20 protein-coding genes (1 of these 20 cut by a window edge) are annotated in these 25413 nt (G+C 45.8%); 11 read left to right on the forward strand and 9 right to left on the reverse strand.

Translation table 11 applies throughout. The features are described from left to right. Positions 1 to 116 precede the first annotated feature (116 nt). Positions 117 to 1175, reverse strand: coding sequence for an N-acetyl-gamma-glutamyl-phosphate reductase (gene argC, locus MIC7113_RS30640; protein WP_015186080.1), 1059 nt, complete (start codon positions 1173 to 1175; stop codon positions 117 to 119). A gap of 212 nt (positions 1176 to 1387) precedes the next feature. Between argC and ribBA the strand changes: the two genes are divergently transcribed. Both ribBA and MIC7113_RS30650 read left to right on the forward strand, forming a co-directional pair. Continuing rightward, positions 1388 to 3064 carry a bifunctional 3,4-dihydroxy-2-butanone-4-phosphate synthase/GTP cyclohydrolase II gene (ribBA, locus tag MIC7113_RS30645; RefSeq protein ID WP_015186081.1) on the forward strand — a complete coding sequence of 559 codons (1677 nt, stop codon included), beginning with the start codon at positions 1388 to 1390 and terminating at the stop codon, positions 3062 to 3064. Between the two features lie 99 nt (positions 3065 to 3163). Further along, on the forward strand, positions 3164 to 3766 hold the full coding sequence (locus MIC7113_RS30650) for a Uma2 family endonuclease (RefSeq protein ID WP_015186082.1): 603 nt from the start codon (positions 3164 to 3166) through the stop codon (positions 3764 to 3766). 171 nt (positions 3767 to 3937) lie between these two features. On the opposite strand, the gene MIC7113_RS34335 is transcribed toward MIC7113_RS30650, so the two are convergent. Next, a complete protein-coding gene (locus tag MIC7113_RS34335; RefSeq protein ID WP_063822985.1) occupies positions 3938 to 5356 on the reverse strand; it encodes an NB-ARC domain-containing protein in 1419 nt (472 codons plus the stop codon). A 585-nt stretch (positions 5357 to 5941) separates the two neighbouring features. Here MIC7113_RS34335 and MIC7113_RS30660 point away from each other — a divergent pair. The 5 genes from MIC7113_RS30660 (at position 5942) to MIC7113_RS30675 (ending at position 9270) form a co-directional block, all read left to right on the forward strand. Continuing rightward, a complete protein-coding gene (locus tag MIC7113_RS30660) occupies positions 5942 to 6892 on the forward strand; it encodes a DUF1194 domain-containing protein (protein WP_015186084.1) in 951 nt (316 codons plus the stop codon). Between the two features lie 141 nt (positions 6893 to 7033). After that, positions 7034 to 7543 carry a hypothetical protein gene (locus MIC7113_RS30665; RefSeq protein WP_015186085.1) on the forward strand — a complete coding sequence of 170 codons (510 nt, stop codon included), beginning with the start codon at positions 7034 to 7036 and terminating at the stop codon, positions 7541 to 7543. Positions 7544 to 7716: 173 nt separating this feature from the next. Then, positions 7717 to 7965 carry a DUF4145 domain-containing protein gene (locus MIC7113_RS39385; RefSeq protein WP_081594697.1) on the forward strand — a complete coding sequence of 83 codons (249 nt, stop codon included), beginning with the start codon at positions 7717 to 7719 and terminating at the stop codon, positions 7963 to 7965. Positions 7966 to 8179: 214 nt separating this feature from the next. Beyond that, the gene (locus MIC7113_RS30670; RefSeq protein ID WP_015186086.1) at positions 8180 to 8557 is read left to right on the forward strand and encodes a hypothetical protein; all 378 of its coding nucleotides are present in this window, start codon (positions 8180 to 8182) and stop codon (positions 8555 to 8557) included. Between the two features lie 59 nt (positions 8558 to 8616). After that, positions 8617 to 9270 carry a PEP-CTERM sorting domain-containing protein gene (locus tag MIC7113_RS30675; RefSeq protein WP_015186087.1) on the forward strand — a complete coding sequence of 218 codons (654 nt, stop codon included), beginning with the start codon at positions 8617 to 8619 and terminating at the stop codon, positions 9268 to 9270. 340 nt (positions 9271 to 9610) lie between these two features. Here MIC7113_RS30675 and MIC7113_RS30680 read toward each other — a convergent pair whose 3' ends face one another. The 3 genes from MIC7113_RS30680 to MIC7113_RS30690 form a co-directional block, all read right to left on the reverse strand. Continuing rightward, entirely contained in the window at positions 9611 to 10984 is a 1374-nt protein-coding gene (locus MIC7113_RS30680; protein ID WP_015186088.1) for a GH1 family beta-glucosidase, read from the reverse strand. 73 nt (positions 10985 to 11057) lie between these two features. Next, a complete protein-coding gene (locus MIC7113_RS30685) occupies positions 11058 to 11774 on the reverse strand; it encodes a thioredoxin family protein (protein WP_015186089.1) in 717 nt (238 codons plus the stop codon). A 157-nt stretch (positions 11775 to 11931) separates the two neighbouring features. Then, positions 11932 to 14139 (reverse strand): protein-disulfide reductase DsbD family protein, encoded by a 2208-nt coding sequence (locus MIC7113_RS30690; protein WP_015186090.1) that lies wholly within the window; start codon positions 14137 to 14139, stop codon positions 11932 to 11934. A gap of 243 nt (positions 14140 to 14382) precedes the next feature. Here MIC7113_RS30690 and MIC7113_RS30695 point away from each other — a divergent pair, with 243 nt between their 5' ends. Continuing rightward, positions 14383 to 16314: an ABC-F family ATP-binding cassette domain-containing protein gene (locus MIC7113_RS30695; RefSeq protein ID WP_015186091.1), complete on the forward strand. Its 1932-nt coding sequence runs from the start codon at positions 14383 to 14385 to the stop codon at positions 16312 to 16314. Positions 16315 to 16486: 172 nt separating this feature from the next. On the opposite strand, the gene MIC7113_RS30700 is transcribed toward MIC7113_RS30695, so the two are convergent. Next, positions 16487 to 17551 carry a tellurite resistance TerB family protein gene (locus tag MIC7113_RS30700; protein WP_015186092.1) on the reverse strand — a complete coding sequence of 355 codons (1065 nt, stop codon included), beginning with the start codon at positions 17549 to 17551 and terminating at the stop codon, positions 16487 to 16489. An 806-nt stretch (positions 17552 to 18357) separates the two neighbouring features. Continuing rightward, positions 18358 to 19119 (reverse strand): C1 family peptidase, encoded by a 762-nt coding sequence (locus MIC7113_RS30705; RefSeq protein ID WP_015186093.1) that lies wholly within the window; start codon positions 19117 to 19119, stop codon positions 18358 to 18360. 223 nt (positions 19120 to 19342) lie between these two features. Here MIC7113_RS30705 and glsA point away from each other — a divergent pair, with 223 nt between their 5' ends. Both glsA and MIC7113_RS30715 read left to right on the forward strand, forming a co-directional pair. After that, complete coding sequence (gene glsA, locus MIC7113_RS30710; RefSeq protein ID WP_015186094.1) at positions 19343 to 20293, forward strand: glutaminase A; 951 nt, start codon at positions 19343 to 19345, stop codon at positions 20291 to 20293. Between the two features lie 123 nt (positions 20294 to 20416). Then, positions 20417 to 20911, forward strand: a complete 495-nt coding sequence (locus tag MIC7113_RS30715; protein WP_015186095.1) for a pentapeptide repeat-containing protein — start codon at positions 20417 to 20419, stop codon at positions 20909 to 20911. A gap of 127 nt (positions 20912 to 21038) precedes the next feature. On the opposite strand, the gene MIC7113_RS30720 is transcribed toward MIC7113_RS30715, so the two are convergent. Together MIC7113_RS30720 and fghA are read right to left on the reverse strand one after the other, a co-directional pair. Further along, a complete protein-coding gene (locus tag MIC7113_RS30720; RefSeq protein WP_015186096.1) occupies positions 21039 to 21896 on the reverse strand; it encodes an Npun_R2479 family HD domain-containing metalloprotein in 858 nt (285 codons plus the stop codon). 286 nt (positions 21897 to 22182) lie between these two features. Further along, on the reverse strand, positions 22183 to 23031 hold the full coding sequence (fghA, locus tag MIC7113_RS30725; RefSeq protein WP_015186097.1) for an S-formylglutathione hydrolase: 849 nt from the start codon (positions 23029 to 23031) through the stop codon (positions 22183 to 22185). Positions 23032 to 23920: 889 nt separating this feature from the next. Here fghA and dnaK point away from each other — a divergent pair. Further along, positions 23921 to 25413 carry the 5' portion of a molecular chaperone DnaK gene (gene dnaK, locus MIC7113_RS30730; protein WP_015186098.1) on the forward strand. The gene runs 562 nt beyond the window's last position, so only the first 1493 of its 2055 coding nucleotides appear in the window; the start codon lies at positions 23921 to 23923; its stop codon lies off the right edge, out of view.

Raw genomic sequence — 25413 nt, forward strand, 5'->3', positions numbered from 1 at the left:
CGCTTTTATCCTGTGTTTAGAAGATACAATTTAAATGCGCGTTAGCTTCCTCCTATTTCCTCTACCCCTCTACTGGAAAGGGTTCTGGCGCTTTTAATCCTACCGCAAGAGGATAACTACGGATAAAAACCAAGCTGAGGCAAGCCAAGAGTCTCTTCCCAACCCATCATCAGATTCAGACACTGTATCGCTTGTCCCGCTTGACCTTTAATCAAGTTATCGGTAACTGACATAATGATCGCCCGGTCAGTCCGAGGATCGACTTCTACCCCGATATAACAAACATTAGTGCCACAAGCCCATTTAGTTTGTGGGTAGGTGCCAGCCGGCAAGATGCGGATAAAGGGAGAGGCGCGGTAGAAGGCGGAATAGATGGTAATTAAATCTTCTCGAACCAATCCAGGGTCGCGTAGGGTCGCATAAACGGTTGCCAGGAGTCCCCGCACCATGGGAATCAGGTGGGGCGTAAACTGCACCATGACCTCATGACCGGCTAAATCGCTGCAAATTTGCTCGATTTCTGGAATATGGCGATGACGTGCCACTCCGTAAGGGGCTAGGGAGTTATCCGCTTCCGAGAGTAAGAGATTGGTTTTGGCTGTGCGTCCTGCCCCCGATGTTCCCGATTTGGCGTCAATAATGGCTGTTTCAGGGACAATTAAGCCTTGTTTCAATAATGGCGCTAGGGCTAACAAGCTTGTTGTCACATAGCAACCCGGACAGCCAACCAACTGGGCTTCGGCAATGCGATCGCGATATAATTCGGGTAAACCATAAACCGCTAAAGCTGAGGTTTCCTGGTCTTGTCGATCCCCACCGTACCAGACTTTATAAGTCTCTAGGTTTTTAAACCGATAGTCGGCGGAAAGGTCAAGCACCTTACATCCCTTTGCCAGCAGGGTGGGTGCCATTTGATAGGCCAAGCCATTAGGCAATGAGAGAAAAACCGCTTGACAGCGGGACGCTACTAGGTCTAAATCAATCGGTTCGATCGTCAGGTCAACGCAGTGGCCTAAATGAGGGTAGAGTTCAGAATAGGCTTTGCCCGCGCTGCTATCTCCCCCCAAGTAAACCACCTCGACTCCTGGGTGATCCATTAACAGCCGTACAAGTTGCACGCCACCATAGCCTGAAGCCCCAATAATGCCTACGGGCAGGCGTCCTAAATCACCCATGATATTTCTTTCCTAAAAGAGCTGAAACGAAAAATGGATTAACATTTGCTGCATTTTAGTATCAAAAGTGAACTTTGGTGGTAGAAATTTGGCTGTATTCCATAATAATTTTCCGAGTAACCTCCACAAGTCTCGTGCTAAAACAAACGGGATACAATTGAGTAGAAACAATCTTTAGAAATCTTTACGGGTTTATCGCTCGCAAACTGGACGTGGAATCGCCTGAAACCGATTTATTTAAATTTGACTCGATTGACGATGCCCTGGCAGACCTCAAGGCCGGTCGCGCTGTGGTCGTAGTGGATGACGAGAACCGGGAAAACGAAGGCGACTTAATTTGCGCCGCCCAATTTGCCACGCCTGACATGATTAATTTCATGGCGGTAGAAGCACGAGGGTTAATTTGTCTGGCCTTAACGGGCGAACGTCTCGATGCCTTGGATTTGCCGTTAATGGTGAGCAAAAACACCGACAGCAACCAGACCGCCTTTACGGTCAGCATCGACGCTTCCCCCCATCTGGGCGTTACCACCGGCATCTCGGCTGAAGACCGGGCACGTACCATCCAAGTGGCTATCAATCCCTCGACGAACGCTGAGGACTTGCGCCGTCCGGGTCATATTTTTCCCATCCGTGCTCGGGAGGGAGGAGTGCTTAAACGGGCTGGTCATACGGAAGCCGCCGTCGATCTCCCCCGGCTGGCGGGTTTATATCCGGCGGGTGTGATTTGTGAAATCCAAAATCCCAATGGCTCAATGGCACGCCTACGGGAGTTGATTGATTACGCGGCACAGCACCAACTCAAAATTATCAGCATTGCGGATTTAATCAGTTACCGGCTTAAGTATGATCGCTTCGTCCATCGAGAGACGATCGCAAGATTACCCAGTATTTTTGGCAATTTCCAGATTTATGCCTACCGCAATACCCTAGATACTTCAGAACATGTGGCAATTGTGAAAGGCAACCCCGCCGAATTTCGAGATAATCCGGTCATGGTGCGGATGCACTCGGAATGCTTAACGGGTGATGGCTTGGGTTCATTACGCTGTGACTGCCGGATGCAGCTAGAAGCCGCACTGAAAATGATTGAGAACTTCGGGCAGGGTGTGGTCGTGTATTTGCGCCAAGAAGGACGAGGGATTGGGCTGATTAATAAATTAAAGGCATATTCCTTACAAGACTTGGGGCTGGATACGGTTGAAGCCAACGAACGCCTGGGATTCCCTGCTGACTTACGAGATTATGGCATGGGCGCACAAATGCTCAATGACTTGGGGGTGAAGAAAATCCGTTTGATTACCAATAATCCCCGTAAAATCGCTGGGTTGAGGGGTTATGGCATTGAGGTGGTAGACCGGGTGCCACTGCTGATTGAAGCCAATGACTACAACTCCACCTATTTGGCAACCAAGGCACAGAAGTTGGGTCACATGCTGTTGCAAACCTATCTGGTTACAGTTGCTCTGCAATGGCAGGATGCCCCTCAATCGGTGAAAAAGCGTTACGAACGCTTAGAGAAACTGCGGTATTTGGTGCATAGCCAGCATTTATTATTGCAGGAGGAGGCACGACCTGTGGCGATCGCCTTGTTTGGTACACCCTCCTTAATTGTCCACATCGGCTTTGATCAATCCAACCTCGCGGCAGCGGATTGGTATAAGGACTCGAATCATCCTTACGTACAAGCGATCGCTCATATTTTGGATGAGTTAAGTGGATGGCCTCAAGTGGAACGGCTGGAGTTTTTGGTATCTTCTGGTGTCGATCCGATGACAGGTTTACAAGTTCAGCTAGACCGCCAAACCTTCCCACTCACTAAGCAGCCATCTGACATTTGTGATAGTTTAAACACTCAAAAAATCTATAGTTTTGAAAGGGATTCTTAGCATAAAAACCCATGAGCCTTGGGGGATTTCCTCAACAATGAAACCAGAACCCAAAATCTGGCGCTGATCTGCTGTATTAAGCGTTGATGGGAGAACAGTATGACCACAACCACCCAACAAAAATTAACCTTTGAGCAATTTTTAGAACAGTGTCCCGAGGAAGGATTTTATGAGCTTGTAGAGGGAGAAATTGTAGAGGTGAGAGCAACAAGAAACCATGATGATGTAGCCGACTTTCTTGCTGACTCCTTTAAGGATGAAATTAAGCGACTCAGTCTTAACTATGTCGTGAAAAACACAGCAGTCATCAGAACTTTGACCAAAGACGGAACAGAACAAGGGCGGAAACCTGATGTCAGTGTGATAGATCGGGATGTTTGGCGTTCAAGTCGCTCGGATTACAATGCTCTAGAAGAACCTATTCAGTTAGCCGTAGAGGTAACATTAACGAATTGGGATGATGATTACATTGATAAGTTGGAGGAGTATCAACGTTTGGGCATTTCTGAATACTGGATTGTGGATTATTTAGCCATTGCTTCTAGGGAATATCTGGGAAATCCCAAACTTCCTACTATATTTGTTTTTCTATTAGATGCTGAAGGTAAGTACCAGCGTACTCAGTTTAGAGGTGATGAAAGGATTGTTTCTCGGACTTTTTCAGAACTAACACTAACGGCTGAGCAAGTGTTGAAGGTATAGGTCGCTACAAAAAGAAAATATTGAGTTCTCGTTGGTTAATTTTCGCCGCAACTCCCGAATCGCAGCACTGGTATTGCGATCGTAGTAAATTCACAAACAATATAGGAAAGAGGTGTTGAGAGATTAAGCCTCCCTATATTCAAAGGTCTTGCAAGAAGTTAGATTTCGAGTTCAAGTTGGTAACAAAGGGAGAGAAAGGAGATAATGTTTGAACACTGGATTAATTTTTAGTAAAGCAGAGCGATAATTTTTTCCATGAGTCGCGCCAATAAAGTTTGGCGAATCTTCTAATAAACAACGTCTTTTTAATGATTGTATGGCTTTTAATAACTCTGTGGGAGGATAAGACGTTTCTTGTAAAATCTGGCTCAAAGTAACTGTATCTTCTTGTTTGGCTACATAATTCATGAGCTGTTTTTCTGACTCGGATAATCTTACCCACAAACGACTGAGTTGAGATGTGATCGCATTACTTAATATCAAGGGAGAATAAGCTAAAAATTCTGTGACTTTGCCAGCGAATAATTCTTGAATCATCATTGCTGTCATTTCTAGCCATAAGGGATGACTTTGATACTTTTCAATTAAAGTGTCCCACATCTGTTCGTCTGACAGTTCTTTATCCCTTAATATTTGTTTAGCAGACTCTCCCAAACCAAGGAGTTTTAAGCAGCGAGTAAATTTATGGCGAGTAGCGATCAGCTTTGCTGGTGCGTTTGGCGAAACAGCATCTTCTGGTTGTTCGCTAGTAATCAGTAATAAACTACTTGCATGAGACAATTCTGCAATTTGCTTAAATAAAAAATAATACCCTTCAAACTCGGCTTGATATTGACCAGCAAATTGTCTTTGCTGAAACAACATCTGTAAATCATCAATAATAATTAAACACCGATGTTCTCGTAAAAATTTAAGCAATACATTAACTTTGCGATCAAGGGTATTGGGAATAATGGCGGAGATAAAGCTTTGCAGTAAGTCTGTTAAAAAATTATCTATGGTTGGACAATACCGAAGACTACGATAAACAATATATTCAAACTGCGGTTGGATTTTTTCAATTAGTTTGATAGCTAGGGTGGTTTTGCCAATTCCGATAATGCCAACTAAGGTAATAATTCGGTGACAATCTTGAATTAACCAAGTTTTTAAAGTGTTTAATTCATCAGTTTGCCCATAAAAATCGGTAATTTTAGGAGCGGAATCTATGTCTAAATAGGGTTTATTTTCAGTTGGTTTGGAGAGGGGAGAAGGTTTATGAGATCGTTTCTGTTTTGAATAAATACTTACTTTCTTGCTCTCAACAAAATCTACAATTGAGCCACTATTGGAGAGAATAATTTTTTCGAGAATATTCCGTGCATTTAATTTATTAACATTTTCACCTAATACATCCGATAAAGCTTGCCATAATTCGGATGCAGTATCTCGAACATGACCTTCACTTAAATTATTTTCTGAGGCAATTTTGGCGTATTTCTGACCTTGTAATGTACCTTTAAGAATTGTTCCTTGCAGATGGTCTAGGTGTTCACCTGTATGAGTGAAGAGAAGTTCATCGGCGAGTTTCAAGACTTCTGCAATGTCCATAGATAAGTGAGATGGGCGGGTTTTTCCGATTTCATCCGATCTTTCCGACATTTTTCCGACATTTGTGGAAGTTTTTGGAAAAAGTTCCGATCTGGCTCCGATTGCTCAAGGGATTGATCTTGGGTTTTGATTGAGTTAAGCCGAATGTCGCTGACTTAAGAGCCTTGAAATAAATTTCAGGCTCAAAACTTAAGTAAGCTAAAGCTTACTGGATACCGCTTTTAACCCGTTTTAACGGGTTTTAGCTTTTAGCCCAAACTTTAGTTTAGGGCTTAAGTCAGTGCCATTCGAGTTAAGCCAAAGGTTTAGGAATAATTTTAGATGGCTCAGGGTTAAACCGCAAATGTGCGGTATAAACCAGCCAAAAATAGCATTGTACTGCAACTGTGAGCTAAGCAATAGTTAGCTTGCTCAGTATTGTGATGGAATAAATAACAGTAATTGTGTTTTTTTGATGAAGCTTTTATAGAGGGGATTGAATAAAATACTGAGTTGAAAATAGAATACTTCCTATGAAGGTTAAGCCGGATGATTCCTAGGTAAACTCTCGGTTTCATCTTATATTTATTTAGGAATTTTCTAATAATGCCTAATCAATTAGTCTCTCAATCATTACTGTCGAAAATCTTACCGAGTTTTGCTGCGATCGCTTCACTTGGGTTTACTGTCGCTGCTCAGTTACCCGCATCGGCGGCAACGCTTATCCCAGTGAGTGTTGAGTTATCGCTATTGGTCGATGTCTCTCCCAGTATTAGCAGTAGTGAGTATGCGTTGCAGATGGGAGGCTACCGAGATGCTTTCGTCCGGTTATCGTCAGAATTTGGTTCGGGTAGTTTTGGCAGTGTTGCGATTAATCTTATCCAGTGGGCTGGAGGAAACCAGCAGGAGCAATCGATTCCCTGGACATTCTTAAATGATCAAGCCAGTGCCCTTCAGTTTGCGGATACAATTGGTGCGCTTGTCAGACCTGCTAATTTTGGTGGCACGGCTCCTGGTTCTGCGATTCAATTTGCCACTCCCTTGTTTAGCAGTAATGATTATGATGGGCAGCGTTGGGTAATTGATGTATCAGGAGATGGTCGCGCAACTTCCGGTGTCTCGACCAGTTTGGCTAGAGACAACGCCTTGGCAGCAGGAGTATCAGTCATTAATGGATTGCCCATTGTTACAACAGGCTCTGGAACTAGCTTAGAAACTTGGTACAGAAACAATATTCAGGGTGGGGATGGCTCTTTTACCATCGCCGCAAATGGATTTGAAGATGTTGGACGGGCGCTTGAGCAAAAACTACGTTGGGAGTTAACTAGCACTTCAACGAATATCCCATCAACGGATATCCCATCAACGAATATCCCATCAACGGATATCCCATCAACGGATGTCCCATCAACGGATGTTCCATCAACGGATGTTCCATCAACAGATGTTCCATCAACGGATGTTCCATCAACGGATGTCCCTTCAACAGATGTTCTATCAACTCTTTGGGAATCGATACTACCAAAGGCTGTATCAACTAACACCTGCACCTGGTAACGTTCCCTAAGGGTTTTTGGCAGGTGGTGGATTGGCTTGTCTCAAGCGCCGCCAGTAAAGAATTTAAACGGTTAGCTTTTTAGTTAAGTAGGATGATTCCTCGGCGGACTCTCGGTTCATATTATATTGAGGAGATGTCTAATGAAGTTTATTTGTCGTTTGTCTAGCATTACTCTTGTGTCTTGCCTATGTGTTAGCTCAGGTGCTGCTGTGGCTAAAGTGACGGAACAAGTATCCAATCCAACTTCATCTGCTCAAACTAAGCCTGTGAGAATTGCTAACCCCTTGAGAAAGATCCGAGAGGGTGTCCGAATAATAGATCAGGTAAATCAAATCAGGTTGCAAGAGCAACGTAGGCAGGAAACTGAGCGAAGACAGCGAGAACAGGAAGCTGCTCAGCGAGAAGCAGCAGAACGGGAGCGAAAATATTTTGAAAGTCTTTCTCCAGAACAGCAACAAGCTTACTTGGCAGAAAAGAGGGAGAGGCAAGCGCGATATGACCAATTTGCGATAGGCCTACTTGGGTTTGGATTAATGGGGATGTTTGGAGGATCATCAAGCCAAGAACCCGCAAAACCATCATACGAGTATGATGCTCCTAATTGCCGCTACGAATACATAGGAGGGGAACATGTGCGAATTTGTCCGTAGGAAGTAGCCTCGTAGGTTGGGTTAAAGCATGAAATCCAACACATAAGACGCGATCGAGCCAATTGATGTTGGATTTTGCCTGATTCAATCAATGACAAATAACAAGCTCAAATCTACAGTCCCGTAGCGGCTGCGGTTGAGCTTTGTCGTTAGCTAGCTAAGTTTCAAAGGAAATAGTAGAAGAGTTACTCAAACAAGCTGTAGAAAAAATTGATCCTTCAAAAGTAAGCTCTAACCTCTCTGAAAACATTAAGTTCTTGCAAAACAGAGGAATGATTCCAGAAAGTCTGGTTGAACCGCTAGATAAAATTAGGACAGCTAGGAACAGTTTTATCCACCCAACTCCAAAGACGCCTAATGCGAGTCACCTGAGAGATCTAAAAGCAGTCAAAGACGAGGTTGAAACGATTTTTAAGAAGTAGACAAAGTTTCTATTACTAACGTTGCCTCATGGTACAAAAGTTACTCCTCGCAAAGTTGCTTATGACAAAAAAAATCGACATTGGCTTCTGATTAGCGATGCTGTTCATTCACGGGGTTGGGTTTTCATACCTTATGTATCATGTTCCTTTGATTGAGAATTAATGCAGTCTGTAGGGCTAAATTTATTCAACTTTCTCCAACGGCGGAAAATTCATGAATCTGAAAGCGATACTATTAGCTACAATCATCGGTCTATCTGTACCTGCGATCGCAGATATTGCTCTTGACACTCACGCTGTTGCCCAAATCTATGCCAATGAAGGCACGTATACTGATAGCGAATGGCAAGTGACTATTGGCTACGATGGAAATGCCTTGAGCTACTACGGGGAAAATCTGAGAACAGGCGATAGCATAAGGCTAAGAGGGGCAAAAGTTTCAGGCAATAGCCAGCGTCGTATTTATACCTGGACTAATGGCAATATCCGCTATCAAGTTGCATGGAAACCTAGTGAGCCGCAAATCATTCGTCTCGAAGTGTTTGATGGGAGGGGAAGAAAAATACTAAATCGTCTTCTCTATAATGGCTAAGAATAGTACATAAGCACTAAGTGTGATGTGGTGCATTTAAATACAAAGAGAAATACTACATGATGAGAGTACTTCCGCTTTTTGCCTCGGTAGCGATGGTTGCTTTCAGTGGTAGCTCCGCTGTGGGGGCTACCCTAGTTGGGTCAGAACTGAACCTTCGTGTTGAGATACAACGCACTCCAACCAGTGAACTCCTCGTTAATTCCTTTCCTGCATCTGCAATTGTGAGCGAATCGGCAGTGGAGTTTCCAAACGCGCAGAGCTTAGGTTCAGTTCCAGGATTCTCCCTTGTAAATGTTGCGATCAATGCTGGCGCAGATTACCTGGCAATAGATTTCGATAATGCAGGAATTGGTACATTTGCCAACACATTTAAGAACAGCTACGTATTCGCATTCTCTGCACCCGTTGCCTTGCAAATTACTGATGTGTTGATTGACCCAAGCACCACGTTGGATTTAACATCCGATCGCGTTACTTTTGACGGAAATGAACTGTCCGTAAACGTCCAGGGGCTTCGCTTTAATTCCAATTCATTTGCCCGTCTTAACCTGAGTACTGTTGCTGCTTCTGAACCATCTGAACCAGATGTTAGTGTGCCTGATTCAGGTGCAGTAGCCGTTCCCGAACCTACCTCTGTCCTCTCGCTGGGCATCGTGGCATTGGCTGGAATTATTCTCAAACGGCGTACCAATCGTAAAGCTCTTCAATAGATGTGACGCGCCAGCAGCATAATAAATTGATGGAGCGGACGTAACAAATATCTTGGTGAGAAGATGAGGGGAAAACAAGCGCGCCCTTCACTTTTTTACTGATAGGCGATCACCCTCTTTGTAGCGTTCTAAAGATGCCCTAGCTTTTCTTGCAGCCGAGGCGATGACGGAAGAGGCATTTTAGTCCACTTAAGTGGACTTCATCTATGAGCCAAGAGTTTAAACTCTTGGCGGGTTATGTTGCTCCGTAGAGAATGGTGCAAGCTCTCAGATAAGTTACTCTCTCAGTTGTAGCGTTATAAGCTAATACGGCTTCATCTCCTTACCAGAGAATTAAAAATTAAACCACGCGATCGCTACGAATACACTCCCGATACCAATCAAAACTAGCCTTAGGAATTCGTTTTTGGGTTTCATAATCAATATAAGTAATCCCAAAGCGGCGATCGTACCCCCACGCCCACTCAAAGTTATCCATCAAACTCCAAACAAAATAACCCTTAAGCGGATACCCCTCACTTACCGCTCGATGTGCCGCCTTTAAGTGCTGCCGCAAGTACATAATTCGATCCGTATCAATGACTTCACCATTGACATTTAACTCATCTTGTGCAGCGCAGCCACTCTCAGTAATCAAGATGGGTAAATCCTCACACCCCAGTGTCTCACTAACATGACGGATGCCCCAATAAATCGACTCTGGCACGATATTCAGCCAAGGCATGTGCATCCGAGGATAGCCCTGGGGTAAGTCGAGGAACTCGTAACCCACTTTGTTGTCAGCCGCCCGGACATAAGTGCCTGTGTATATATTTAAACCTAGGCAATCTAAGGGCTGATGAATGGTTTCTAAATCCCCCTCGCGGATATCCGGCGCATGGCTGCCCAACTGTTCGATTAAAGCCGGACTATAAGCGCCAGTGAGGACAGGAAAAATGATGCCGCCATTTTGTCCACAGGTATGGAATGCCTGCTTTGCCGCTTCGATATGACGGGGTGACTCGTTGATGGGAACCGTTACAGAAATATTGTCTACCAAGGCGATCAAACAAGGCACTGGTGAGACAGCGCGAATCGCTTTACACCCTAAACCATGAGCCAGTAAGGCGTGGTGAGACGTTTGCCAGATTTGTTTGAGCGAATTAACCTGTGTTCCGGGAGCATGAGGGGGTTCCTTGCCCACAGCATAACCCAAGTGAGTAAAGCACATGATTTCATTGATCGTCATCCAGTGCTGGATGCGATCGCCCAACCGACTCACCACCGCCGTCACATAGTCTGCATAGTCAAACGCCATCTCCCGACTTTGCCAGGAACCATATAAATCTTCCAACGCCTGGGGAGAGTCCCAGTGAAACAGAGTCGCATGGGGGGTGATTCCATGTGCTAATAAGCAGTCTACCAGGCGCTTATAAAAGTCCACCCCCTCTTCATTAACAGCCCCCCGCCCATCAGGAATAATCCGAGGCCAAGCGATACTAAAGCGATAATGCTTGATACCCAGTTGTACCATCAACTGCACATCGTCTTCATAGCGATAGTAGTGCTCACAAGCCACAGCACCCGTATCACCATTGAGAACCCGTCCAGGAGTAGCGCTGAAGGTATCCCAAACACTCGGTTTACGCCCCCCAGCCTCTGCCGCCCCTTCAATTTGATAGGATGCCGTTGCCGCACCCCACAAAAAACCCTCTGGAAATTGGTAACTAGTCATAAATTAGTTATGGGTTAACTCATGAAATTTTAGAGGGGAGAGGGGGCAAGAGGCAGAAAGGGTGAGATTTTTGTCAGGCTTTATATTTCACCGAGCAACCATAGGGCTGCGTCGTCGGTTTGCTCACTGGTTGACCATTCTTCACTGCCTTCAAAGCATCCGTTACATAGTTCTCTGCTTTGGAGACATCTGCTTTGTTACTCGAAGAGATGCTGTCAATGGCACCTGCATAGGCTAGCTTGCCCTCTGGCGTGATGACAAACATATGGGGTGTTGTGCGGGCACTATAAGTACGACCGATTGTCCCATCAGAGTCGAGCAAAACGGCTGTGGGAGCAGCATTGCGGCTCTTGGTGAGTTCATTAGCCTTTTGACCCTCGACATTGCCCTGTTGTCCTGGTGCCGAAGACACAACGGATAGCCAGACAACGCCATCACCGGTGGCAGCTTTCTGCAACTTTTGCATATTGCCCGATTCGTAATGCTTGCGGACAAAGGGACATTCGTGGTTCGTCCACTCTAGGACAACGGTTTTACCCTTGAAGTCGCTGAGGCGATGCGTCTTCCCGTTACTATCGACGCCTGTAAAGTCAGGTGCTGGTTCGCCAACACGCGCTACAGTTGCACTGGCTTGCGTTGAGGTGACGGGTTGGTTGCTGGCAGGTTGAGTCGTCGATTCAGTTGGGTTGGTGGTTCCGGAGTTGGAAGCTGTTTGATTTGGGGTGCTGCAAGCCGTCGTGAGGGTGACCAAAGTAGCGATCGCACCAACCAAAAAGCTTTTCTGAAGCATGGACTGTCTCATAACCATTTTAGATTTTAGGTTTGGATTTTAGAACTATTGTCAGTTGGTCGTTTGGGGCGTTCAACTGCCCTGAAGAATCAAACAAAACGGTATCATATGATACCATCTCTTGGCATCTGGAGATTGAAACGAGGGATTTATTGAACTAAGATGACACCTGTTTTAGGGCGTCTTGCAGGGTGGCGGGAGCCAGAACCTGAGGCAGAATCACGGGTTCTCCTTGGTCTAACCCACGGGGATAGAGGACGTAGAGCGGTACACCACTGCGTCCAAACTGGCTCAAGGCTTCAGTGATAACTGTGTCGCGGTTTGTCCAATCGGCTTTGACTAACGCTACGCCTTTTTGCTGGAAGGCAGATATCACCTCAGGTTGATTCAGTGCGACTCGTTCATTCATCAAGCAGGTAACACACCAAGCCGCAGAGAAGTTGACAAACACGGGCTGATTTGACTGACGCAATCTCTCCAATTGTTCAGTGGTGTAAGGTTGCCATGCCAAACCTGACTGAGATGGGTTGGTTGTCCCAGAATTTGTTACCTGTGAATTTGGGGCTGGAGAGTTTTCAACGAGAGGGGTAAGAGTGAGTGCGAGGACGAGGGTTGAGATCGAACCAACCCAGCATATCCGCCGCCAGAACTGTCGAGATGTTTGGGTTTTATGATAGAGCCATGCGGCAAAGGCGATCGCCAGCAAACCCGCCAGTGCCACACTTAAACCATCTGTCCCGGTTTGAAGCGTCAGCACCCACAACAACCACGCCACTGCTCCATAAATGGGAAATGCTAGCAGTTGTTGGAATGTTTCCATCCAGGCTCCCGGTTTGGGCAGGTAGCGCCGCACAGCAGGGGTGAAGCTGATGACTAGGTAGGGGAGTGCTAGTCCCAAACCGAGGGTAAGGAAAATTGCGATCGCAACAGGTGCGGGTTGAGTCAGCGCCGCACTCACTGCTGTTGCCATAAATGGAGCAGTACAAGGAGTTGCCATCACCGTTGCTAGCACCCCAGTGAAAAACTCACCGACATAGCCCGATTTAGAGGCTAACCCCTGTCCCAGTCCCATAATGGAGGCTCCCACGACGAACACCCCAGACAGGTTCAGTCCCACCGCAAACAATACGTATGCCATGACGAGGACGAACGCAGGCGACTGAAGCTGAAAGCCCCATCCAATCTGCTGCCCCAGCCCCCGCAGAACCAATAGTACACCAACCACTGCCGCAAAACTCGCTAGCACTCCTGCCGTAAACGCCAACCCGTGCATTCGAGCTTGTTGGGTACTCTGCTGCGCCTTTTGAGCAATCCCCAACGCTTTGAGCGACAGCACTGGGAACACGCAGGGCATCAGATTGAGGACAATGCCTCCTATCAACGCTAGCAGTAGGGTATTCCAGAGGTTTACAGTTGATTGAGCATTGGCAGGAGAGGTGGCGGCTGACGTTTCAGCAGGTTGTGCTGCAATAACGAATGCCTGAGTCGTGGTTTGGCTATCCAGCTTCTCCCGTACAACGAGTACGCCCTCAACTTTATCCGGTGCCGCCTGATTACCTTGAGCAACTCGCAGGGTTAATCCCTTGTCATCAAAGGCAACAGTCTGCTCTGCCGCGTTGGAAATTACACCATCTTGATAGGGGAAGAACGAAACCTGCTCAATCTGTCCAGCCTTGAGTGCTGGTGCGTTCACCCGAAGTACCAGATTATTTTGCTCTGCTTGGAAACTGACGTTCCAGGGAGAGGGCTGAGGCAGTGCCTGACGGGTTTTCGCAAACGCATCTGCCCAAGTGGCATCAACGGTAGGAGCATCCGGGGTAACAGGCAAGGTTAGCTCAAAGGTCGCTTCTTCCGGTACACACTCCACCTCACACACCAACCAAGAGGCTTTGGCTTGCAGCGTAACAGGCTGCTGGGTTGGCAAATTGACGGGTGGTGTCAGTTCCGTTAGGAGTAAATTCTCGCCCTTGTATCCGAAATTCATCAGTGGACCGATTGGCATCCGTTGGGGGTAAGGATACACCAACTCACCGACTTTAAACCCATTGGGGAGTGTCCACTCCATCCGAGTGGGGGCACCGGAGTCACCCGGATTGCGCCAGTACGTATGCCAGCCGGGGCTACTTTTGAATTGTAGCCCCACCCAAAACGGCGTGCTCGGTTGGATGGTTTTGACTTCGCTGATGAGTTGTACTTCGGTGCGAGCGCTTTTAAAGGGCTTTGCCCATACAGGTTTGGGCAACCCACCGAAGATTCCACAGGCGAGTATCCCAGCGAAGAGCCAGATGAGGAACCGACTCAGGATGTGATTACCGTGGCTGTATTCCTGTTTGTTAGACAGAATCACCAAATTACTATCCTGCATGTTGATCTGTGTTATGCGCTTGTAGTAACGCAAGAGTGTAATCTTTCGGCACTCTAGGCAGCTCTTTAGTCTGACAGACCCTAGAAAGGTGCCATCAATTTTGGAACTGTGCTGTCATCTCTACTTTTTTAATAAATTTTAACAAACTCAAGAAAAGATTCAACTTCCTAGAAGCTGAGCAATCCACCAGACTCGATATCAGAGTGCTAACCTGCTTTATGAGAGGTTCTGAACACAAACTGGATGAGTATTTTCACACTGCAATCCGTTAAAAAAGACTTTGGCATTAAGGAAATCCTCAAAGATGCCAGTTTTAGTCTAGACACCACCGATAAAGTTGGCTTAATCGGCACCAATGGTTCCGGTAAATCGACCTTACTCAAGATGATTGCTGGCATCGAACCCATTGATGGCGGTCAAATTATAGTCAATCCTGGAGAGAAAATTGTCTACTTGCCCCAGCAGCCCGAATTAGATGAAAATAATACCGTTTTAGAACAGGTGTTTGCCGACAGTGGCGAACAAATGACCCTAATCCGCGAGTATGAGGAACTGTCTCACAAATTAGCTCACCATCCAGAGGATAGCCAACTCCTAGCGCGTCTCTCTAAGGTGACACAGCGCATGGAATCAATCGGCGCTTGGGATTTGGAGACAAAGGCAAAAATTATCCTGACTAAATTAGGGATTGAAGACTTCGAGGCTCGGATTGGTAACTTATCCGGTGGTTATCGCAAGCGCATCGCTTTAGCCGCCGCGTTGTTATCGGAACCTGAAGTGTTACTAATGGATGAACCGACAAACCATCTGGATGCCCTATCCGTGGAGTGGTTACAGAGTTACCTGGCGGGTTTCCGAGGTGCACTCCTGCTAATTACTCACGATCGCTATTTTTTGGATCGGGTCACTAATCGTATCCTGGAAATTGACCGAGGCGACCTCTACACTTACTCTGGCAACTATTCTTACTACTTAGAGAAAAAAGCATTAGCGGAAGAATCGGCTGTTAGTAGTCAGCGTAAACATCAGGGGGTTTTGCGCCGCGAGTTGGAATGGCTCAAGCGAGGGCCAAAAGCGCGGAGTACCAAACAAAAAGCGCGAATTGACCGCATTCATGAGATGCAGGGGAAGGAGTTTAAACAAGCTCAGGGTAAGGTTGAAATTTCTACTCCCGGTCGTCGGATTGGCAAGAAAGTGATTGAATTGGAGAATGTTTCTAAAGCTTATGATGAACGGACTCTGATCAAAAACTTTAGCTACGAATTCACCCCTGATGACCGTGTGGGAATTATTGGCGGCAATGGCGCAGGCAAATCCACGCTGATGGATATGATTACCGGACGAGTGCAACCCGATTCCGGTAAGGTTGAGCTTGGCTCCACCATTCACATCGGTTATTTTGACCAACATTCTGAGGCTGTGTTGGAGGCGATTAACGAAAATCAGCGGGTGATTGACTACCTGAAAGAAATTGCAGAATACGTTAAAACCGCAGACGGAACGTTAATTACGGCTTCGCAAATGCTAGAGCGTTTCCTATTTCCTGGAAACCAGCAATATGCGCCGATTAATAAACTTTCTGGGGGAGAAAAACGCCGTTTATTTTTGCTGCGAGTGCTGATGAGTGCCCCGAATGTGTTGATTTTGGATGAACCGACGAATGATTTAGATGTGCAGACACTTTCGATATTGGAAGAATATTTAGAAGAGTTCAATGGCTGTGTGATTGCGGTTTCTCACGATCGCTATTTCCTTGATCGCACAGTACAGAAAATCTTTGCCTTGGAGCCTGGGGGAAACATCCGGCAATATCCTGGCAATTACTCGGTTTATCTGGACTACAAGCAGGCAGAAGAGACAACAAGTCCTCAACAATCAGCTAAGTCTGAGCCGAAAAAAGACGAAATCGCAAAAGCCGAGAAGTCGGAGAAAAACTCATCTCGTAATAGCAAATCGCGTCAGCTTTCTAGCTGGGAAAAGCGCGAGTTTGAGGAGCTTGAGGGCAAAATCGCTCAATTGGAAGCTCAGAAAGCAGAGACAGAAAAAGTGTTGTTCAATGCTCCCCCTGGTAAAGTGACTCAAGTTCAGGAACTGTATCAGCAATTAGAAACTTTAAATCAGGCCATTGAAACAGCAACTGAACGCTGGTTAGAATTGGCAGAGTTGGATTCTTAATTGTCGGGGATGTTCAACCCGGAATCATCCTCCGACTGAATACCGCCTGAATTCGATGTAAGCGATCGCTTTTCAACCGCCCTCAACCTGAGGCAAGATATCTAGGAGCACAACTTATCATGCTCCTACGATAATTGGAGTGTTCCCATCAATTCAAACTGTAATCATGAACTTAAGTAAACTCCACTGTATCGATGAAATTTAACAGTTGGGTTTTTAACCCTTCCACTTCTTGCTCCATGGGAGTCGGAGTTTCTCCCTCAAAAAAAGTTCGCTGACAGCTTACTACATACAAAAAGTCATCCACCGGAAAGGCGATAAGGCCACGAAGTGCATCCAATCTCACAGACAGTTCATTATTTTTTTGTACAGAAAGGGTTGAACCATGGGGCATATTGACAACTACAAAATAAGACCCCTCCATCGCATCTTTTAGATATTCCCTATACTCAATTTTGGAATTGGGTATACTGCCAAAAATCGCTTCTTCAACATAACTATCTACGAGAAAGAAGTTAAGATAGTCTTCTTCTCCCAGCGACTCCATCTTATCCGCTTCTTCCGCAGAAATAGGGTAATAATCGATTCTCAGTAAACGACCAAAGTCGTCGGAAAATCCGACCACTCCTTCTTGTTCTTCAATGCTTCCTCCTTTTTCGGAGTGAACCGGAACTGGAACGCTAAAATTACCCGCTGGTGACTGATAAATCACTGAGTTGGATTCATCAGGTTCATCCTCTCCATCTTCTGCCTCTAAGCTTTCCTCTTCGTCATAATCTTCCTCTTCCGTTTCATTCAGAATTGTAATAACCTCGTCGATAATAGCGTGCGCTTCTTCATCCTCAATTTCCAACGCTTGCTGTAACTCCTTCAGAAAACCCTTTGTTTCCAGAGGAATATTTCCGGCTTCATCAACAAGCATCATCACCCCAGCCGCAAAAGCATCGGGTAAAAGCTCGTCGGGTAGGCAATCATAAGCCGCGTTAAACATTGCTCCTAGTCCCTCTTGCGCTGCCAGTCCTCGGAGTGTATCGACCATCTCTGCCATTTCCTCTTCTGAGTAATCATCAAAGAGTTCGGTTTCCCACAGCAAGTCGATTAAATAGTCTGTACTAATAGGCGGGACTTGAGAATTTGATGTGACGGTAATTACGGCAATTGCCGCCACACCTTCTTCTGGACTTAAGCCTTCTGTTGATGTTTCTTCTGAATTAAAAATACGGTCATATTGGTTCATTTTTATGCTTCCTGTATCAAGGGTTTAGTTAATAAATTCAGTCAATAAAATTAAACTTCAGTATGTTAAACCTCAAAACCAACGAGTTTTAGGTGATGTATGCCTAACGTACTGCTTTGTTTTTACTAGAACATTCCTCCCATCCTGTGAATCATCCTATATGAAGGAAGAAGATAGAGAGAAGCTTGATTTCACATTCTTTCCATATCCTCACTAAAGCTCTGGTTATCACTCCAGCGCAGTACACCCACGCTACGCCAACATCCTACTCGGTTTTGTGATGAATAAACCCACATTCTAGGCTTTGCTCCTGATTCTGACTCTTTTGTGTGTTCTCTGATCGATGTTGATTTGCGACCCCTGTAATTTAATAGCAGATACACAGCACAAAAGAGAAGCCTGACCAGACTTCCCTGAAAAAATTAACGATCAACTCGTGATAGGTGAGCTAAGAGAGCAGGAAATGAGTAGAGATTACTGGAAAATAGGAACCGCCGTTGAATGATAGCATTGGCGTTTACGACTAGCGCTTCCGACCGTTAACCCTACTCCACCCTGCTTTGCCTTGCTGATACCATTTCACTTTTAATCCGTTACACATCGACCCCCCTAGCCCCCCTTATCAAGGGGGGAACAAGAAAACTATCTGTAGCAAGCATTTAGTGAATTGGTATGACTCAATGAGCATCGCTATCACTTATCAGCATTCCCTATACCTTACCGTTACCGTTGGCGTGAAGCGACCTCAGGTTTAGAGCTTTGAGTGTGCGACCTAATCAGCCAAGATTTCACTTAACTTTATCTTCCTAACGCACGAGCCTGATTGTCCAGAAATCAGTGGCTAAATCAGGATTTAAAAGATAGTTATAGGGTAGGGTAAAGTGCCCTCCTATGCCCCAATCACTTCCCCAAGAGTTTCTAATGATGAATCTTTTTTGGGAATCATCATAGCCAACCACTAATACGGCATGACCTCCCACTTGTTGCTCCCCACTGGCAGGCATCTGTAATACTCCAGTTTTAGCGGCTTGGTCACCTTCAAAGCTCTCATAAACGAGCATTCCAAATGCAAACGGAAATCCTTCACCGAGACATCCTTTCATCTGCTGAAGTGTCTGGGATACCTGCGAATAAGAAACCGCTGTATGCCTACTCGCCGTATCGTAACAAGTAGGAGTCGGCTTTACGGTGAACTTGCTAATTTCATAAGGCCAGATTGATTCAGGACAAGCTCCAAATTTATTAATGGATTTGATCGTATTTCTTAACATGGCACCACTATCTTCATAGACAGTTCCCTCAATGTCTCTGGTGGTGTAGTAAGTAAACAATCGACTGGGGGCAAAATTATAAAGCTTTTGTTTCTTTTGACAAAAATGAAATGCAGCACAAATCGTCTGCGCGGTACAGCTTCCTATCACTCCTTGAGTATAAACAGGGGGTAACTGTGCCCGTAAGTCTACTTTGGACGGTAAACTCTTAAGGAGGGGTTGGGGAGCTGAATATTTGATGTCTCTTGCATCCGGTGTATCCGGAATCCAACCGTACCCGTGAATTCGATTAGTCATAAGGTGATGCTCTTGTTTTAAACTATTTTCAGTAACGCGAGTGGAAGAGAGCTCGCTGTGGTTGGCTGTAATTTCTCTGCTGTTGACTTACATTTTTCATGCTTGGGGGAATACATTTAGCTACTTGCTGAAGTGATCAGTTTCCGGATTGATTCTTAGATTTTTACTAATCATTCCGACCCATCAAATATAGATTGGTAGCAGGATTGTATAGACGAAACTCATGTCTGAATCAGGGAATAGCGTGTCCAGAATATCCGCTAAAGGATTAGCCGCTCTCACTCAGGCTCAACTGAATGATTGGGCAATTCAAGCACAAACTCACAGCCAAGAGGGACAACTACCCAACTATATCCCGCTGCTGGCTCAGGCTAATCCCACCGGGTTGGCAATACAGACGCGAAGTATCGAGGGTCAAATTGTTTCGGCAGGTGATGTTAGTCTATCGTTTCCCCTGATGAGTGTGGTCAAGCCCTTTGTGCTGCTATTTTTGCTAGAGCAGTTGGGCGCACAGACTGTATTTTCCCGTGTCGGCATCCAGTCTTCTCACGAACCTTATAATTCTCTAATACAATTACAAACAGACAAGGGTTGGCCTCGTAACCCGATGATTAATAGTGGTGCGATCGCACTGGCTGACTTGCTCCCCGGTGAAGATGCTTCGTCTCGTTGCGAAACCCTTCGTCAGTGGCTCAATCAACGCTCGAATAGCCATCTGTTTTTAGATCAAGCCATGCTGAATTCGGTGCGTTCCCGGTCGAATGAACGTAATCGAAACCTGGCTAACCTGCTGGCTGAGTCAGGTTATCTGGACAACGTGGAAATGGCTTTGGATACCTACCAACACATCTGTTGCTTAGCTGGAACGGTTGCTGATTTAACTCAATTGGGCATGATTCTGGTACAGGATTATAAAAATATTTTACCAAAAAATCGCCGAATCGTTAATGCCTTAATCACAACCTGTGGTTTGTATGAAGCGTCCAGCCGCTTCGCTGTGCAGGTGGGAGTACCGACCAAGTCAGGGGTAAGTGGTGCCGTGTTAGCGGTGATACCTTTTCAAGGTGCGATCGCGTGTTACAGTCCACCCTTAGATGAGGCCGGTAACTCCAAGGCGGGTTTATTTTTATTGCAGCAACTGGTACAAACTCTCAATTTAAGTGTCTTTGGTTAAGAGGAATGATTGGCACTCCATCGATTTTTTAATCCAATCCCCACCCATCCATCTGGAAAGTACCATCTTGATCAAAATAGAATAAGAATATTCAACACCTGGTCACTCTTACATTTTGATTGAATGCTCAATTCGCCCACTCAAGACCTCTATTTGAACTCCATTCATTTTCTAGAGCAAAATAGTCAGCAACGTCTATTAATCCTGAAGCAGCTTGGACTAGCCAGATACGATTTTTTAGCAAAAATACCGCTAAATCAGGCCAATATCACCTGTATCATGCGTTTTTTTCAGGCTCCAAATCAAATTAAATTTCCGAATCTTCGAGGAGCTGATATATCGGGCTTAATATTGGATGGGGTCAATTTTATTCGCGGAGATTTGACCGGGGCAAATTTGCAAAAAAGTCGATTGTTAGAGGCAGACTTAATCTTTGCTAATTTTACTAGAGCGGATTTGAGAGAAGCCGATTTGAGCGGTGCAACTCTGAATGAAACGGTATGGTCAGAGGCTTTAGTCGAAGGGTGCTACTTGGGAACGGGAATTGGATTAAGCCATCAGCAACGCCAAGACCTCAAAACTCGTGGTGCCATTGTTGAATCTTCAGGAAATCGTTAAATCTGGGGTTTATGAATGAATGTAAAAGTACCTGGAATTCCTCCAATTTTAGAGGAATTTCAGGCTTTCAGATTCCAATTGATCCAACTTAAATGAAGCCTCAACTAGAGATATACCCCTTTACCCCTTAAGCTGCCGTTACAACAGCAGCAGTTTGTTCATGCTCAACCACAAACACATTGGCGTAAAGGTTCGCCATGATTTGCTTCCCCTCAAGCGTCAGCTCTAAATAGCGCAGCGCATCTTTGATATAGGGATAAACCCCATTCCAATAAAACTTGGAATAGTTTTGGCGTAAGTCTCCAGGATGACGATAACCTAACGCTTTGTTGACCCCAGTTTCTTCAAATTCATAGTACAAAGCGCTAATTTTCTTCAAGTATCTAGGATCAGAAAGCTGACCAATTAAATCAGCCGCTCTCACCAAACCCGGACAGTTAATTCTATCTTGATGGTCTTCATCGGTAGGAACTGGGAAACGAGTCAGTTCAATGTTGCGCTTAATCACATCAGCATCAATCAGGATGTGACCGCCAAAGCGCTCTTCAATAAACAGTTTGCCTCGGTCTACGTGGTGGGGAGTCAAGGAGGCATCACTCGCACCTGGAGGTAAAGCCACCATCTCATCGCCTACACCTGTAGCGTACAAGCCTTCCGTGGGTCGGTCTAGACGGCAAACCCCTTTGACATAACCGATGTCATGACAAAGCAAGGAGATGATACCGTGCATCCAGTCTTCACAGGAAATGCCACCCTCCCGGATGTGCTTGCCACGCAAGATTTCCTGTCCAACCAAGGTGACTAGAATGGTATGCTCGACATTGTGATAAAGGGCATCACTGTTGGCAATGTTTTCCAACGCCATGCCACCCGCCCAGCCAATAATGTCTGCATAGTCAGATTTCCAGCCTCCGTAGGTACGGTGGTACCCTTCTCGGATCTGTTGTACAAAGTGGTCAATGAGTAATTGGGTAGGGTCAAACATAGAGAAGTCTCTCAACGTGAATCAATAGGGGGATTTGAGGGAATCAGGCAGCATCGGTTGACATCACAAGAAGTCCAAACTACCTCTCACAAACAAGTGAAGGGATGAGGGTTTTATACCCTCTTTGGGGGGTTCTTGCAGAATCGTCGGACACTGCATAGGCATGAGAATTGTAGTAGCTATTTCTAATATCAAGGAAAATCCCAAGATCGGTTGTGATGAAGTCTTTTTAACTCACGTGATTGTTTGGAGTTAGGGTTGTGAGGAGAGTCACACGCTAAGGCGTTCAGCTACATAAAGCCGCCGCATGGTAACGGATATGGTCTGCAATAAAGGTGGCGATGAAGTAGTAACTGTGGTTATAGCCTTCCTGAAAGCGCAATGTTAAGGGTTGACCGACCGTTTCACAAGCCTGTTGAAATACCTCAGGCAGTAACTGCTCTTCTAAAAAAGGGTCTGCCGTACCTTGATCGATTAGGATGGGACGGTTATAGCCGGCGATGAGTACCAGTTCACTGGCATCATAGGGACGCCAGCTTTCTGGATCGGAACCCAAGTAATTTGTAAAGGCTTTTTGCCCCCACGGACAGCGCCTGGGTGCTGCGATGGGAGCAAAGGCAGAAACCGATTTGTACTGTTCAGGGTTTCTTAGGGCACAAATCAGTGCTCCATGTCCTCCCATGGAATGGCCAAAAATGCCCTGTTTATCGGGTTGCACCGGGAAATGTTCAGCAATCAAATCGGGTAACTCGTGGACGACATAGCTATACATCCGGTAGCGCGACGCCCACGGTTCCACCGTCGCATCCACATAAAAACCCGCACCCGCGCCAAAATCCCAGTCATCCTCTTCACCGACAATTCCTGTATTACGAGGGCTGGTATCGGGTGCAACCAGCATCAATCCATATTCAGCCGCTAATTGTTGGGCACCTGCTTTAACCATAAAGTTCTCTTCGGTGCAGCTTAAGCCAGAGAGAAAATAGAGCACTGGCACTCGTTCTAATTTGGCTTGAGGGGGTTGGTAAATGGCAAATCGCATTTCGCCATTACAAGTCTGAGATTGGTGTTGGTAAAAGTTCACTGTACCGCCAAAGCATTTATTTTTGGAAATGAGATTAGGGGCTGTGGACATATATTTGGTTTCTAGGGATTAACGGTGAAAGCAGATTGGGTGATATAGCTTTCTATCTTCCCAGTAGCATTTATCGTAATTAGTGTACTAATAATGTTAAATTGAATACAAAACTGATCCATCGGTTCTTGGCGAATGTGACGACAATCGGTTAATCATCATTTTCGTTCCAAGCTATTTAGGTCAGGTTAATGTTGGGGTTGAGAATCCTTCCGACGAGATTTCAGGCTCCAAAGAGAAAACCTCAGGCAACGAGGAGGTACCAGTTCGTAATTGCCTGAGGTCATTAAACCTATTGGACACAGTCGCAACACTAACGTTATACAGCGTAATACATAAATGAGCGCATAACACAATTAAGTAAGAAAGTTATATAGGCTATTACCCCCGATCAAAGATTTGCTAAGGTGTCCGAGTTCTAGTGTTTGGGTGAACGGATATGGGTTGACAAAAAACAAGGTTATGAAGTAATGAATGGCGATGATTCGGTGTTGTCGCTGGATGTTATGCGATCGCCTTTGCTGGTTTCCTTTTAGGTTAGGAACTCCGGCTTGGGCAATGGCAAGTAAGGTTAGTGAAAAAGCTCCACAAGGCAATAGGAGAATATTTCAGAAGCCTTAAACTAAGCGATGATACAGAGGAGCAATGATTTGTTGAGGTCAGTCGCTGTGCATTTGGCAATCGCCTTGACCAGACAGGCAACTTCAGCACGATACAATAGTTTCAGCACTTCAGGACACAGCTTAAACGTCGCTGAAAATGAAGAGTCTTGTGTGATGCAATCCTTTATACCAATATCTATCCAGGAGACTCTATTGTCAGCAGTATATAGGATAAGTAAAGTCGTTGAGCGATTTGGCACCGAAACCGAGAGGAGATAAAAGCACGCATGGGCAAGGTAGTCGGCATTGACCTGGGTACAACAAACTCTGTGGTAGCGGTCATGGAGGGTGGCAAGCCGGTTGTAATTGCCAATGCAGAAGGGATGCGGACAACACCTTCGGTCGTTGGCTTCAGTAAGGATGGGGAGCGTTTGGTCGGACAAATGGCACGTCGCCAAACCGTGCTCAATCCCCAGAATACGTTTTATGCCGTCAAGCGATTCATTGGACGCAAATATGACGAAGTCAGTCCAGAGTCTAGACGCGTTTCCTACACGATTCGCCGAGATGAAACTGGCAGCGTGAAAATTAGGTGCCCCCGTTTGAAGAAGGAATTTGCCCCCGAAGAAGTTTCGGCAATGGTGCTGCGGAAATTGGCAGATGAGGCCGGTCGCTATCTGGGGCAGCCCGTGACGGGTGCCGTGATTACAGTTCCTGCTTACTTCAATGATTCTCAGCGGCAAGCGACACGAGATGCCGGACGAATTGCAGGTTTAGAAGTTCTGCGTATTCTCAATGAGCCAACGGCAGCCTCTTTGGCGTATGGGATGGATCGCAAAGAGAGTCAGACTATCTTGGTTTTTGACTTGGGAGGGGGTACGTTTGATGTCTCCATCCTAGACGTTGGGGATGGGGTGTTTGAAGTCAAGGCCACGAGTGGTGATACTCAACTGGGTGGGAATGATTTTGACCGCAAAATTGTTGATTGGTTGGCGGAGCAGTTTTTGGAAACCGAAGGGGTGGATTTAAGACGCGATCGCCAAGCCCTGCAACGCTTAAATGAGGCGGCGGAAAAAGCCAAAATTGAGCTTTCAGGGGTGAGTGTTACAGATATCAATTTACCGTTTATCACGGCGACAGAAGATGGACCCAAGCATTTAGAAACTCGGCTCACCCGTGCCCAGTTTGAGACTCTATGTGCAGATCTGATCGGTCGATTGCGCCGCCCATTGAAACGTGCCCTACAAGACGCGGCCTTAAGTCCCAGCCAAATTGATGAAGTGGTTTTGGTAGGTGGCTCGACACGTATCCCACTGGTGCAACAACTCGTGCGGAGCTTTATTGATCAAGAACCGAATCAGAACGTTAACCCCGACGAAGTGGTAGCCGTGGGAGCCGCTATTCAGGCGGGAATTCTCAGCAATGAGGTGAAGGATATCCTTTTATTAGATGTGACGCCTTTGTCGATGGGGTTAGAAACCATTGGGGGTGTCATGAAAAAGCTGATTCCCCGAAATACCACAATTCCTACCCGGAAATCAGACATATTCTCAACCGGTGACAACAATCAAACGCTGGTGGAAATTCATGTTCTCCAGGGTGAGAGGGAAATGGCGGCGGATAATAAGTCGTTGGGTCGATTTAAGCTGACAGGGATTCCCCCTGCACCGCGAGGCGTTCCTCAAATTCAAGTGTCTTTCGATATTGATGCCAATGGAATTTTGCAGGTTACGGCTTTAGACAAAACCACAGGTCGAGAACAAAGCGTGACCATTCAAGG

It is taken from the genome of Allocoleopsis franciscana PCC 7113 (assembly GCF_000317515.1).
Lineage (GTDB): Bacteria > Cyanobacteriota > Cyanobacteriia > Cyanobacteriales > Coleofasciculaceae > Allocoleopsis > Allocoleopsis franciscana.